The organism is Streptomyces sp. NPDC058051 (assembly GCF_042885475.1).
In the GTDB taxonomy this organism is placed as follows: Bacteria; Actinomycetota; Actinomycetes; order Streptomycetales; family Streptomycetaceae; genus Streptomyces.
The window spans coordinates 123756-136324 of record NZ_JBHVRW010000006.1 but is presented as its reverse complement, the minus strand read 5'-3'; the positions used below and the strand labels follow the sequence as shown (position 1 = coordinate 136324).

Here is a 12569-nt window from a genome sequence, read left to right as displayed (position 1 = left end):
CGGAAGCGAGGGAACCACCATGGCCGAGGAGATCGTCCGGACCCTCACGGTGCACGGACTGCGCTACGGCTACCGGGTGCTGCGGCAGCCCTCGCCGTGCACCGAGCCGGTCGTCGTTCTCGGCGGCGCGCTCCAGGGGATGTACGGGTGGCCCCAGATGGACGACCACCTGGGCCCGTTCGCCTCCGTCGTCACCGCCGACCTGCCCGGTATGGGAGGTGCGGACCCGCTGCCGGCCGGCGCCGGGGACGAGATCCTGCGTGCCGCCGTCACCGGCATCATCGACGACCTGGAGGTCCCCAGGGTCAACCTCTTCGGGTTCTCCTACGGCACGTCGATCGCCTTCGCCTGCGCGCAGCGGCACCCCGGCCGCATCGCACGGCTGGCACTCGGAGGCGTACCGGCCCACATCAGCGAAGGGCAGCGGATCCAGTGGGGCCGCGCCGTCGCCCGGCTGGCGGCCGGTGACATGGCGGGGCTCGCCACCCTGGCCGCCGCGCAGCTGATGTGTCTGGACCCGGAACGCACGGTCCACCGCCGGGAGTTGGCGCAGCGCTACGTCCGCCGTTCGTTCCTGTACGCCCTGACGCACTCCCCGCACGCGGCGCGGTCGCTGCACCGGGCGCTGGAGCACCGGCCGGACTTCTCCGGCGGACTGGCCGGCGTACCGGCCCTCGTCTTCGCGGGCGAGCACGACACGGTGACCTCACCCGAGCGACAGCGCGCGTTCGCCGACACGATCGAGGGCAGCAGGTTCGTCACGATCGGGGAGTCCGACCACTGGGTCGTCCTGGAACGCCCGGACCATGTCGCGGAGCTCGTGGCCCGCTTCTTCACCGACCGCGCGCCGGAGCCGGAGCCGGAGCCGGAGCCGGAGCCGGGCCCGGCCGCACTCCCGCGCCAGTCGGCGGGGGTGCGGCCGGTGCGCGAGGGATGACCGACGGAGCCACGCGGTCACGCTCTCGCCCCGGTCCACCGGGGCATGACGCGGGTGGAGCCGTCCGGCGACCGGCCGACCCCACCCGCGGACCCGGAGGTCAGTGCCCGCCGTTGCCCTCGGCGTTGACGTTCGCCCGCACGATCTGCGGGTCGTGGTCGCTCGCCTGGTCGGCGAACTCCGCGTTGATGTGCACCACGTCGTAGTCGAAGCGGCGAATGCCGGGACTGGTCAGGATGTGGTCCAGCGTCTGCGAGTTGCCGTCGTACACATAGCTGTACTGCTCGTTCGCGGGCAGCGTGGTGATCAGGGGCTTGAGCACCTTGCCCTGTGTCAGCGCGTCCATCGTCGGGGAGAACGCGAAGTCGTTGAGGTCGCCGAGCGTGATGACCCGGGCCGAGTCGTCGGCGGCCAGCAGCGACTTGACGAAGGTGTTCACCTCCGCCGCCTGCTTCACCCGCTTGGTCTCCGAGCTGCGCTGCGGCTCCTGGTACCGGCCGTGCAGCGGCTGGTCGCCGCCCTTGGACCCGAAGTGGTTGCCGATGACGAAGACCGACTGGCCGTGGAAGCGGAACTCGCCGACGAGCGGCTTGCGGCTGTCGGCCCACGCGTCGCTGGTCGGGGCGATCCGGCCGGGCGACGCGGAAAGCGTCACGCCCTTCTTCGTCTTCACCGCGGTCACGGCGGTGGTCGCGTCGCCGCCCGCGCGGTCCACGAAGTCGACGCGCTTGGGGTTGAAGAGGAAGACGTTACGGATGTTGCCGCCGGGCTCGCCGCCGTCCTTGTTGTTCTCGGGAGCGATGTAGCGCCAGTCGTACCGCGGGCCGCCCGCGGCGACGATCGCGTCGGTGAACCGCTTCAGCGTCGCCTCGGAACCGACCGTGCCGTCGTTCACCGCGCCGTTGTCGTCCTGGATCTCCTCCAGCGACACGACGTCCGGGGAGGACAGGTTGACCGCGATGCCCTCGGCGAGGGTGTCGAACTTGGCCTGCTCGTCGAGGGCGTCCAGGTTCTCCACGTTGTACGTGGCGACGGCCAGCTCGCCGCCCTTCTGCTTCCGGGTGACTTCGCGCCGGAGGTGGTGGTCGGTGAGTGTGCCGAGCTCGGTCGCCTGGAGGTTGTAGCCGCCGTACGACGCGTAGTCCACGATGCCGGTCGTCTGCCCGGACAGCACGTCGCCCACATTGGCGACGGGGACCGGCTGGGCCGGGTCGAGCGACATCACCTTGATGCGGCCGGAGTTCTGGTCGACATACGAGGAGTACAGCGTGCCGCCGCGCCGGGTCGGGTTCTGGTCCGGCTTGACGGTCACCCAGACCTCGTCGTACGCGGTCGTCGCACCCGTCACCCGGGTGTCGGAGATCTGGACCCGGACGCCTTCGAGCGATTCGTAGAGGTCGAGTGCGTACGCCGACGGATCGAGGGACAGCGCGTCGATTGAGCCGCCGTCCGCCGACGGGGCGTACGCGTCCGGCACCGAGGCCGCGTCGAGCACGACCGGTTCGGGCAGCGTGTTGCCCGAGGACACGACGGTCGTCTTCGGGGCGGTGATCTCGGTGACCGACTGGGTGGTGGACGACGGGTAGTACTCGTCCACCGTGCCGCTGACCAGCACCGAGTCGCCCACGGCGACCTCCGGTGCGGCCGAGCCGGTGTAGACGAAGACGCCCTCGGAGGTGCGGGCGTCCGCGTCCGGCTCGGTGTCCTGGATCCAGAAGCCGCGCGAACCGGTGGTGCGTACTCCGGTGACGATGCCGGGGACGCCGGTCACCGATCGGCCGTCCAGCGGCGACACCCGGGTGGTGCCCTGGATGTCGTGGATCCGGACGGTGCCGGGCTCGGTCGGACCGCCGGGGTCCTCCGGGCCGGAGCCGGATGTCTCGCCCGCCGCGTTGACCGGTGTCGGGGTTCCCGCGGTCAGGTCGGCGGCGTTGTCGTCGGTGTCGGCGAGGGACGTACCGCGCGCCACCGATGAGGTGTTCGACGCTCCGGCCGCCGGGCCGCTGCCCTCCCGTACGACGGCGGAGCCGTAGCCGACGAGGTCCACGATCCGCGTGTCGGCCGCGCAGTCGGCCGCCGTCTTGCAGGTCAGCGGAGTCGTGCCGGAGACGAGCGCGACGGTTCCGCCGCCGGCCGCCATCGCGATCGAGCCGCCGGCGTCCGGAGTCGGCAGGGCCACGGTGCCGCCGGTGCCCGCGGCCTCGGCGACGAGGTAGCGGCCGCCGGGGGCGACGGACCCGCTCAGCGCGGAGACCTGCCACAGCGAACTCGCGGAAGGCGAGGCCGGCAGGTACTGCACGGTCAGACCGGACAGGTCGTAGGCGGCGGAACCGGCGTTGGCCAGCTCGATGAAGTCGTGGGTGAATGTCGCACCCGAGTTGCCTCCACCGCCGTACACCTCGGAGATCACGGCGGTCGAGGACGGAGCCGCGAGGGCGGCGGGCAGCGCGGTGGCCGAGAGCGTCACGGCGACGGCGCAGGCCAGCAGGACGGAACGGGGTCTGGAAAGGTACACGGTGAGCTGCTCCCGAAGTGTGGTGAGAGCAAAAGCTATGCGCGTAGAACCAGTGGTGACAAGAGATCAGAAGTTAATTCGAGAAATCGTTCCGGCGACCGGGAGGGGGTTTGCGGCGAGGGGCGGGACGTGCGGTGGGGGAGACACCGGGCCGGGCCCGTTCGCCGGGCAACCGAAAGGTTGCCTACCGTGGAGGGTGGAAGAGGACCGGGAACGCGAAGTGGCCAGGGCAACCGACTCGTTGTTCAGGCTCCGGGCACCCGGTCGAGGAAGCCGCTGACCGAAGCGATGCGCCCGTCGTCGGCGAGGGCGAGCACATCCGAGCCGGCGACGGGCGCCGAGCCGTCGGCGGTGGAGGCCAGCTCCCAGCTGAAGCGGACGATGTCGTGGTGCCCGTCCGGGCTGCCGGCCGGCCGGAACTCGAAGCCGGGGAACTGCTGGTGGACCCCGTTGATCGTGGCCGCCAGCTCCTCGTGACCACGCACGTCCGCCAGCGGGTCGGTGTAGGTGGCCGACTCGGTGAAGGCGGCCGCGACGGCCTTTTCCAGATCCTCGGGAGTGGCCGCGTTCCAGGCGGCGAAGTAGCGCTGAACGGCGTCCTCATATGCGGTCATCGTGGTGTTCCTCTCCTCGCCTCCCGCCCCTGCGGCCGGGCTCCGATGCGCTGACGAGGAACACGATGTCCGATGCCGCCGAGGGCGTCGATTACCTCCGAGGTCATGGCCGTTGGCCTGTCGGGGCGTGCGCGGACCTGCTGATCCCACGTCACCGCCGCGGTCTACATCCGCTCGGTCGGCTGCTGGGCGGCGTCGTGTGCGCCGACGCTGACCAGCCCTGTCTCGTAGGCGACGATGACGGCCTGGACACGGTCACGGAGTTTGAGCTTGGCGAGGATGCGGGCGACGTGCGTCTTGACGGTCGCCTCGGCCAGGTGGAGATGGGTGGCGAGTTCGGCGTTGCTCAGCCCTCGGGCCAGCAGGCCGAGGACCTCCAGTTCGCGCGGGGTGAGCGAGGCGAGGTCGCGGTGGAGGGCGTCGGCGTCGCTGCCGCGCCGGGCGAACCGCTGCACGAGGCGGCGGGTGATGGCGGGCGAGAGGAGGGCGTCGCCGGTACGGACCGTGCGGACGGCCGCGGTCAGATGCTCGGGGGTGACGTCCTTGAGGAGGAAGCCGCTGGCCCCGGCGGACAGCGCAGCGTAGACGTAGCGGTCGAGGTCGAAGGTGGTCAGGATGATGACGCGGGGTTCGCCGGGGAACGCGGTCTCCCCTGCTCGAACGGAGTGGGGAGCCCGGGGAGCGGTGAGGATGCGGCGGGTGGCCTCCAGGCCGTCCATCTCGGGCATCCGGACGTCCATCAGGACCACGTCGGGACGTGTGCGGCGGACCGCTTCGACCGCTTCGGTCCCGTTGGCCGCCTCGGCGACGACGTCGATGCCGTCAGCGCCGAGGATCAACCGGAATCCGGTGCGGACCAGGGTCTGGTCGTCGGCGAGGAGCACACGCAGCGGCTCGGTCACGGTGCCTCCAGGGGGATCAGCGCTTCCACACGGTACCCGCCGGTCAGGCGTCGGCCGGTGTTCAGGGATCCGTCGTGGACGGCGAGGCGCTCGCGCAGCCCGATCAGGCCCCGGCCGTTTCCGGCAGTCGCGCCCCCGCTCGGATGCCCACCGGTGTCGGTGACTTCCACCCGGAGCCGTTCCGGACCGTACTCGACGGTCACGGCGGCGGTGGCACCGGACGCGTGCTTGACGGTGTTGGTCAGGGCTTCCTGGACCACGCGGTAGGCGGCGAGTTCGAGGCCGGGCGGGAGGGGGCGGGGCGGGCCGGTCACGGCCAGGTCGACGGGCAGCCCGGTGTCCCGGACCCGTCCGACCAGCGTTTCCAGCTGGTCCAGGCCGGGTTGCGGGGCCAGCTCCGCCGCCGTATCGGCCCGGTCCGCGCCTCCACCCGTCCCCTCGTCCTCGTCGGCCATGGTGAGCAGTCCCATGACGTGGCGCAGTTCGGTCATGGCCGCACGCCCGCCCGCCTCGACGGCGAGCAGCGCATCACCGGCCTGCTCGGGGGAGGTTCTCATGATCGTGCGGGCGGCGCCCGCCTGGATGATCATCACGCTGACGTTGTGCGTCACGACGTCGTGCAGTTCGCGGGCGATCCTGGCCCGCTCATGCTCGACGGCCCGGCGCAGCGCCTCGGCCTGTTCGCGTTCCAGGACGGAGAGCCGGGTGCGGCCCTCGTCGGTCCGGAGTTTCCAGGTACGCAGGCCGACAGCGGCCACGGCCATCGGGACCAGGATCAACAGGGCGATGTATTCGTTGGGGACGATCGGTGTCACCGAGTTCCCCGAGGTGCCGACCAGGACGACCGACACCGGCAGCGCCACCAGGGTCGCCACCCGGTACGGGCTGTACACAGCGGCGCTGTAGACGGCGATGACGAACGCGTAGAAGGTCAGCCGCAGGACGCTCTGCGGTGTCGCCAGTGTCGCGGCCGTCACGACGCACAGCACGGCGAGCGGGTAGCGGCGGCGCAGCGCCAGGGCACCCGAGGCGATGGCCGCGAGGGTCACCATGAAGGCCAGGCCGCCGGGGCCGGACGGACGCGCTATGACGCGCTCCACGCCGGGTGCGATCTCACGCACCACGAAGTTGTTGGCATTGTCGATGCCGTAGTAGACGGTGCTGATGCCGATGACCAGTGCCACCAGCACGTCGAACTGCCAGGCGCGCCGGGACGGCCGCAGCGGTGGACCACTCGGAAGCCCGGCGTCGCGGACCGTCCGGCGGGCGGCTTCCCGCAGCAGCCCCAGCGTCGTACGTACGTCCCTCACCGGTTCATTGTCGCCGCCGCCCGGCCCCGTCGAGTCCGTCCCGGTGGCCATTCCCGCCGCACCGGATACATCACCCGCCTACATCGCAGGGATGACGTTTCCGGGGATCGTCCCGGCGCGGTACCGCAAGGGGTTCGGGCGGGCGACGCGTGCGGGGCGGGCCCGCTCCTAGCGTTCGCGGAGCCAGCTGCCCGTACCTGAGGAGTCCTTTATGACCACGCCGGTGATCGAGCTGCGCGCGGTGAGCCGCCGATACGACGACGGCCCGCCCGCTCTGTACGAGGCGTCGCTGACCGTGCGGCCCGGCGAGGCCGTCGCGATCCTCGGCCCTTCCGGCAGCGGCAAGTCCACGCTGCTCAATCTGATCGCGGGCCTGGACCGGCCCGATACGGGAACCGTCACCGTGGACGGGGTGCGGGTGGACCAGCTGGGCGAAGCCGGATCGGCGCTCTACCGGCGGTCGAAGATCGGCATGGTCTTCCAGTTCTTCAACCTGCTCGACGACCTGACCGTCACCGACAATGTCGTCCTGCCCGCGCGCCTTGCGGGTATGGCACGTGGCGAGGCGGACCGCCGGACGGCGGAACTCCTGGAACAGCTGGGCATCGACCGGCACGCCCGCGCCTACCCGGGGCGGCTGTCCGGCGGTGAGCGGCAGCGCGTCGCGGTGGCCCGGGCGTTGATGAACCGGCCGGCGCTGCTCCTGGCCGACGAGCCGACCGGGGCTCTGGACACGGCCGCGGGACAGGACGCCAGCAGGCTGCTCACCGGCCTCAACGCCGAGGGCCAGACCATCGTCGTGGTCACCCACGACCTGGCTCTGGCCCGGTCCTGCACGAACCGTACCGTCCGGATCGCCGACGGCCGGATCACCGAAGACGTCCGGTCACAGTCCGTCGACCCGCAGTCCGTCGACCCGCAGTCCGTCGATCCGCAGTCCGTCGCCCCGCAGTCCGTCGATCCGCAGGCCGCCGCCTCGGAGGCCGTCCGATGAGCGCGCTCGGCAAGGTGGTGCGCTCGGGGGTGGGACGACGCCGGGTGCAGACGCTGGTGATCGGGCTCGCCACGATGATGGCGGTGGCCGCCTCCGTCCTCGGCGGATCGCTGCTCGTGGTGTCCGGCGCGCCCTTCGACGACGCCTTCGCCAAGCAGCACGGCGCGCATCTGTCCGTGCAGTTCGACGCGGGCAAGGTGAGTGCCGGGCAGTTGTCGAAGTCCAAGGACGCCGGAGGGGTGAGCGGGGCGGCCGGGCCGTTCCGTACGGCGACGGTCACGCCGCGGTCGGACGGGGCGGGCCCCGGGTGGCCGATGACCGTGGTCGGCCGGGGCGATCCCGGCCGGGACGTGGATGGGGTGGCACTCCTGGACGGGCGGTGGCCCACACACTCCGGCGAGATCGTGCTGTCCGCCGCTTCCTCGCTCTTCCCGACCATGGGCATGAAGCTCGCCTTTCCCGATCTGCCCGGCGACCCGGCACTGACGGTGGTCGGTGTGGCCCGCTCGGTCACCCGGACCGCTGACGCCTGGGTGGTTCCGTCCCAGATGCCGGCGCTCACCGCGCCCGGCAGCGGCGGCTACCAGATGCTCTACCGCTTCACCGACGCGGGCACCGCCGCGCAGATCACCGCGGGCGGCAAGGCCGTGACGAAATCCCTGCCGCCGGGAACAGCCGTCGGCGAACAGTCATGGCTCACCGTCAGGAAGAGCGCCGAGCGCGACACCGCCCTCTACGTTCCCTTCCTGATCGCGTTCGGTGTCCTGGGCCTGGTCATGTCGGTGCTCATCGTCGGGAACGTCGTCGCGTCGGCCGTCGGCTCGGGAACGCGCCGCATCGGCATCCTCAAGGCCGTCGGCCTCACCCCGGCCCAGGTCGTGCGGGCCTACGTGGGCCAGGCACTGATTCCGGCCGCCGTCGGCACGGCTCTCGGGATCTTCGCCGGCCACCTGCTCGCCGTGCCCGTCCTGGCCGAGACCGAGGAGGTCTACGGCACCTCGTCCCTGGCCATCGCCCCCTGGGTCGACCTGGCGGTGATCGCCGGGGTGCTCGGCCTGGTGGCGGCGACCGCGTGGGCGAGTGCCTGGCGGGCCGGGCGGCTGCGCACGGTCGACGCACTCGCCGTCGGGCGTAACGCTTCGGCGGGGCGCGGCCGGTGGGCGGCCCGCCTGGCCGGGCTGCTGCCGTTGCCGCAGCCGCTCGCCCTGGGCCTGACCCGGCCCTTCGCGCGGCCCGCCCGCGCGCTGGCCATGGGCACGGCGATCCTGCTCGGCGCCATCGCCGTCACGTTCACCGTGGGGATGGGCGCCTCGCTCGGCCAGGTGATGAAAGCCAAGGCCCACGACGCCGCCGATGTCGTCGTGCCTGCGCCCTTGCCGGACTTCGGCCCCCAAGGCCCTGGCCCCGGCGAGAAGCAGCCCGAGGTCGATCCCGCCGCGGTCGCCGCGGCCATCGAGGCCGCCGCCGGAACCGGGAAGTACTACAGAGCCGCGACGGTACGGGCGACCGTGTCCGGCCTGACCGGCACCATCGACGTGGTCGCCTTCACCGGCGACGCCTCCTGGGGTGGCTACACGATGGTCTCGGGCCGCTGGATCGACACGCCCGGCGAGGCCGTGGTCCCGACCCCCTTCCTGGCCGCCACCGGCACCCGCGTCGGCGACACCGTCACCCTGAACGGTCTGGTCGAGCCGGTCGCGGTCCGGATCGTCGGTGAGGTCCTCGACCCCCGCAACAACGGCATGCAGGTCTTCACCGACGCCTCGACCCTCACCGCCGCACATCCCGACCTGACGGAGACGAGCCATCACATCGCGGTCACGTCAGGCACCGACGTGACCGGCTACGTCGACGCGCTGAACAAGGACCTGGCACCGCTGGGGGCCACAGCTCGGGCCGGCGGACTCCACGCCGGCGGCGACGTGGTCGTCACGCTCAACGCGCTGTCCGTGCTCCTCACCCTGATGCTCGTCGCCGTCGCTGCGCTCGGTGTGTTCATCGGTGTGCTGCTCGACACCCGCGAGCGCGTCCGGGAACTCGGTGTCCACAAGGCGCTCGGCATGACCCCCCGGCAGACTGTCGCGATGGTCATCACCTCGGTCGTCGTGACCGGACTGGTCGCGGGAACGCTGGGCGTGCCGCTCGGCGTGGCCCTGCACGGCTGGGTCATGCCCGCGATGGGCGACAGCGTGGGGCTCCGCCTGCCCGATTCCGTCATCGCCGTCTACCACGGGGCCGAACTGCTCCCGCTCGCGCTCGGCGGCCTGCTCATCGCCACCCTCGGTGCGCTCCTGCCCGCCGGCTGGGCCGCCAGGACCCGGACCGCCACGGCCCTGCGCACCGAATAGCCGAACAGGAGGGCAGGTTCAGAGCTCGTGCCATCGACCCCCACCGCAGGGAGCGGTGGGGCCGGTCGGCCGGTTCCCTCCAACTGGCGTGCGGGAAGCGGGAGTTCCGGAGCTCATTGCCCTTGGGCGTCAGAGATGACATGCACGGCCGCTTCTTCGGCCGACGCCGCCGCACCGTCGATCCCGACATCCTCGGCTGCCAGGGTGTCCGGCTCGTTGATGTCGAGCTGCCGGGTGAGACGGCCGGCGCGTACCGTACCGACCTCCGCGTCCCAGAGTTCGCCGTCACCGTCGGACAGATCCCCCAGGTCGTCGCCGTCGGCTTCGTCCACCTCGGGCAGCTCCCGCTCCAGACGGCGCTCCAGGGGTTCGCCCCTGTGCTGTTCGGCGGCCGTGGTGCCCTGGTCCTCGACCGCCCACGGCCGTTCGGGGGGTGAGTAGCCCTCATCGAGCAGGTCGGTCAGACCCGCCCGGTTCTCCAGAGTGTCCTCGATGTCGAGCTGCTCGGTGAGGTCGGAGGCCTCAGGGCGCTGGGGCTGGTAGACATCGTCTCCCATGTCGGCATCCTTCATGGTGTGTCCCTTCCCGGATTCGGGGATCCCGGGCGTGCACGCCGCACACGCGACTCGGGGAAAGGGGGCAAAGCTCCGGTATGCGCCCGAGTGCCGTCGAACCGGCCGTATGGCTTCAGGATAGATGGCCGGGGTACGAGCCCGCAGCCGTGGGGCGCAGACCGGGCGCGGGGGCCCGTCCGGGCGGACGCCGGATCTCCTGGACCGGAGGCGGGCGGACGCCGGATCTCCTGGATGCGGTGCGAGGGGCGCCGGAGGAAACTGGAGGTGAGGCGGAATCGTCCGCGACGAGTGGAAGGAATCCGAAATCCCGACGGGCCGGGGTGCCTCTTTCCCGGCCCGGAGTGCGACGAGGGACATCCACCATGGATTACCCGGAGAGCTACCAGCTGGTATTTCAGTCGTCCGCAGTGGAGGACGACACGGTGATCGTCCGGCGTACGGCGCAGTCGGGGGCGGGTGGATACCCGGTCTACGAGGACGAGACCGGAATCGTGCGCGCCGAGATCAGCGACCGGGGAGAGGTGCGCATGCTGGCCAGCGGCGGGCACCAGGTGCTCGGGACGCCGCTGGTGGTGCGGGAGCCGAGTGTGTGACGTGGCATGGGGGCCGTCCGGATCGTGATCCGGACGGCCCCCATGCTCGTGCCGCAGCAGGACGGACACCCGGGCGCCCATGCGTGACCGGAACGGCCCGGGTGTCGCGGAACAGCGGGCTTGTCGCGCTCCGCCCCGTCAGCCCTCGGTCCAGCTGTGGTTCTTGGCGAACTGCAGCAACCCGCTCCGGATCTGCAGGATCTGAGCACCTGTCAGCGAGGGCGCCGACTCCAGCAGGACGTCGGTCACGTCCCTGGTGAACTCGGCCGCACTGAGCACGTCGCACAGGGTGTCGTCGTCCGCCCCGGAATGGAGCGTGCCATGCCTCGGAGGAGTCAGTGGCTTCCCGTCGGGCCCCTCGGCGAGCCGTACGGACGACGCCTTCAGTCCTCGGTCACCGTCCTCGATCTCGAACTCGACCGCCGTACCCGTATGTACATACGACTCCGGGATCAACAAATCATTCACATGGAGAAACACATCCTCACCGCCGTGTTCGGGTGAGATGAAGCCATATCCCCGTGCGCCGTCGAACCGCACCACGCGACCAGAAACCACACCAACCCCCAAGAAAGAAACGAGCCCCTTGCTCGTCTGCCACACAAGGCTGGTCCGGAGAATAGTCCCGCGGGGCCGCGCGGCGCGACCCCGGCGAGGGGGATCGTCCGGATCGAGCCGGGATTCGCCGTCCGGATCGAGCCGGGATTCATCGTCCGGGTCGAGCGGGGATTCACCGTCCGGGCCGGCCCCGGACTCCCGGCGCGGCCGCGGCGGGCTCACCGCAGCTTGCGTTCGGGGAGCGGCGCGGTTCCTGACGCGAGCGGGGAGCGGGCCAGTTGGACACACCCCACCGTGATCAGGGTGAGCGCCACCAGCTCGGGCAGCACCCACCACCCGGTGCGCACGTCCTCGCCGAACAGCATCACCCCGTACAGAACGCTGATCAGCGCGTCGCCGAGGGTGAGCGGCGGCTGGACGGCGACGAGCGTGCCCGCCTGGAGGGCGTTCTGGAGGAGGAACAGCGCACCCACTCCGGCCGCGGCGGTGGCGTACAGCTGCCAGGACGTCAGGAGCGCCATTCCTCCACCGCTCCCTTCGAGCTGTGCCATGGCGTCCTTCATGAGCGCGGCGGTGAGGGCGTACCCACAGGCGGCGGAGAGACCGAGCAACGCTCCACGGAGGTTGCCGCGTGTGCTCAGGGCGGTCCCGATCAGCACGGCCTCGAAGATTCCGGTCAGGATCAGCGTCGTGATCCAGGCCGTGCCCGGTACGGAGCTGCTGCCGCCGCCCGGGGCCGCCGAGGCCATGCCGAGGGCCAGCCCCAGGGTCACGGCCATCACCGCGTGCCAGATCTCCCGGGAGATCCGGACCCGCATGACGAAGCCGGCCAGGAGCAGTGTGGCCGGCAGTTCGATCACGAAGATCGGCTGAACCAGGGCGATCGGTCCGGTGGCCAGTGCCACGGCCTGGCACACGGCCGCGACGATCACCAGGCCGATCCCGGCGAGCCACAGCCGCCGGTGCAGCAGATTCCTGATCAGCGACAGGTGCATCGCCTGGCTGTCGGGCACGGTGCGGGCGGCACGGCGCTGGAGAACGGAGGCGGCGCCGTTGCTGATCGCGGTCAGGATGGCGAACAGGACACTGATCACCCGTCCATGATGCGGGCGGACCGCCCACGATCCGGGCTGCCGCGTGCCGACGGCATGGCGGCACGCGCGAACCGGAGCACGGCCCGCAATGAGGACAGAAGATGTCCGCAAGTCCCCGTAGCCTGCCGT

General features: G+C 71.3%; 11 protein-coding genes. 4 read left to right on the top strand and 7 right to left on the bottom strand.

What is annotated here, in order from left to right; genetic code table 11:
* Window positions 1-19 precede the first annotated feature (19 nt).
* The gene (locus tag ACFVUT_RS12515; RefSeq protein ID WP_389652017.1) at window positions 20-937 is read left to right on the top strand and encodes an alpha/beta fold hydrolase; all 918 of its coding nucleotides are present in this window, start codon (window positions 20-22) and stop codon (window positions 935-937) included.
* A gap of 100 nt (window positions 938-1037) precedes the next feature.
* Here the strand turns inward: ACFVUT_RS12515 and ACFVUT_RS12510 are convergent, their stop codons facing one another.
* The 4 genes from ACFVUT_RS12510 to ACFVUT_RS12495 form a co-directional block, all read right to left on the bottom strand.
* Window positions 1038-3452 carry an endonuclease/exonuclease/phosphatase family protein gene (locus tag ACFVUT_RS12510; RefSeq protein ID WP_389652020.1) on the bottom strand — a complete coding sequence of 805 codons (2415 nt, stop codon included), beginning with the start codon at window positions 3450-3452 and terminating at the stop codon, window positions 1038-1040.
* Between the two features lie 245 nt (window positions 3453-3697).
* Window positions 3698-4066: a nuclear transport factor 2 family protein gene (locus ACFVUT_RS12505; protein ID WP_389652023.1), complete on the bottom strand. Its 369-nt coding sequence runs from the start codon at window positions 4064-4066 to the stop codon at window positions 3698-3700.
* 164 nt (window positions 4067-4230) lie between these two features.
* Window positions 4231-4968, bottom strand: coding sequence for a response regulator (locus ACFVUT_RS12500; protein WP_389652026.1), 738 nt, complete (start codon window positions 4966-4968; stop codon window positions 4231-4233).
* Window positions 4965-6329 carry a sensor histidine kinase gene (locus ACFVUT_RS12495; RefSeq protein ID WP_389652029.1) on the bottom strand — a complete coding sequence of 455 codons (1365 nt, stop codon included), beginning with the start codon at window positions 6327-6329 and terminating at the stop codon, window positions 4965-4967. Before ACFVUT_RS12495 ends, ACFVUT_RS12500 begins: the two co-directional genes overlap by 4 nt.
* Window positions 6330-6489: 160 nt before the next feature.
* Between ACFVUT_RS12495 and ACFVUT_RS12490 the strand changes: the two genes are divergently transcribed.
* Together ACFVUT_RS12490 and ACFVUT_RS12485 are read left to right on the top strand one after the other, a co-directional pair.
* Window positions 6490-7272 (top strand): ABC transporter ATP-binding protein, encoded by a 783-nt coding sequence (locus ACFVUT_RS12490; RefSeq protein WP_389652032.1) that lies wholly within the window; start codon window positions 6490-6492, stop codon window positions 7270-7272.
* Window positions 7269-9620, top strand: coding sequence for an ABC transporter permease (locus tag ACFVUT_RS12485; protein ID WP_389652035.1), 2352 nt, complete (start codon window positions 7269-7271; stop codon window positions 9618-9620). The genes ACFVUT_RS12490 and ACFVUT_RS12485 overlap by 4 nt, the downstream gene beginning before the upstream one ends.
* A 113-nt stretch (window positions 9621-9733) precedes the next feature.
* On the opposite strand, the gene ACFVUT_RS12480 is transcribed toward ACFVUT_RS12485, so the two are convergent.
* Window positions 9734-10192 carry a DUF5709 domain-containing protein gene (locus ACFVUT_RS12480; protein ID WP_389652037.1) on the bottom strand — a complete coding sequence of 153 codons (459 nt, stop codon included), beginning with the start codon at window positions 10190-10192 and terminating at the stop codon, window positions 9734-9736.
* A 365-nt stretch (window positions 10193-10557) separates the two neighbouring features.
* Here ACFVUT_RS12480 and ACFVUT_RS12475 point away from each other — a divergent pair, with 365 nt between their 5' ends.
* Window positions 10558-10788 (top strand): DUF6296 family protein, encoded by a 231-nt coding sequence (locus tag ACFVUT_RS12475; protein WP_389652040.1) that lies wholly within the window; start codon window positions 10558-10560, stop codon window positions 10786-10788.
* Between the two features lie 138 nt (window positions 10789-10926).
* Here ACFVUT_RS12475 and ACFVUT_RS12470 read toward each other — a convergent pair whose 3' ends face one another.
* Together ACFVUT_RS12470 and ACFVUT_RS12465 are read right to left on the bottom strand one after the other, a co-directional pair.
* Complete coding sequence (locus ACFVUT_RS12470) at window positions 10927-11346, bottom strand: cold-shock protein (protein ID WP_389652042.1); 420 nt, start codon at window positions 11344-11346, stop codon at window positions 10927-10929.
* A gap of 218 nt (window positions 11347-11564) precedes the next feature.
* Complete coding sequence (locus tag ACFVUT_RS12465; protein ID WP_389652045.1) at window positions 11565-12440, bottom strand: DMT family transporter; 876 nt, start codon at window positions 12438-12440, stop codon at window positions 11565-11567.
* Window positions 12441-12569: the final 129 nt, after the last annotated feature.

Bases quoted from the DNA above. Each gene is read 5' to 3' on its own strand.
- ACFVUT_RS12490 (WP_389652032.1), top strand. From the start codon at position 6,490: ATGACCACGCCGGTGATCGAGCTGCGCGCGGTGAGCCGCCGATACGAC.
- ACFVUT_RS12485 (WP_389652035.1), top strand. From the start codon at position 7,269: ATGAGCGCGCTCGGCAAGGTGGTGCGCTCGGGGGTGGGACGACGCCGG.
- ACFVUT_RS12495 (WP_389652029.1), bottom strand. From the start codon at position 6,329: ATGGCCACCGGGACGGACTCGACGGGGCCGGGCGGCGGCGACAATGAA.
- ACFVUT_RS12475 (WP_389652040.1), top strand. From the start codon at position 10,558: ATGGATTACCCGGAGAGCTACCAGCTGGTATTTCAGTCGTCCGCAGTG.
- ACFVUT_RS12505 (WP_389652023.1), bottom strand. From the start codon at position 4,066: ATGACCGCATATGAGGACGCCGTTCAGCGCTACTTCGCCGCCTGGAAC.
- ACFVUT_RS12480 (WP_389652037.1), bottom strand. From the start codon at position 10,192: ATGAAGGATGCCGACATGGGAGACGATGTCTACCAGCCCCAGCGCCCT.
- ACFVUT_RS12515 (WP_389652017.1), top strand. From the start codon at position 20: ATGGCCGAGGAGATCGTCCGGACCCTCACGGTGCACGGACTGCGCTAC.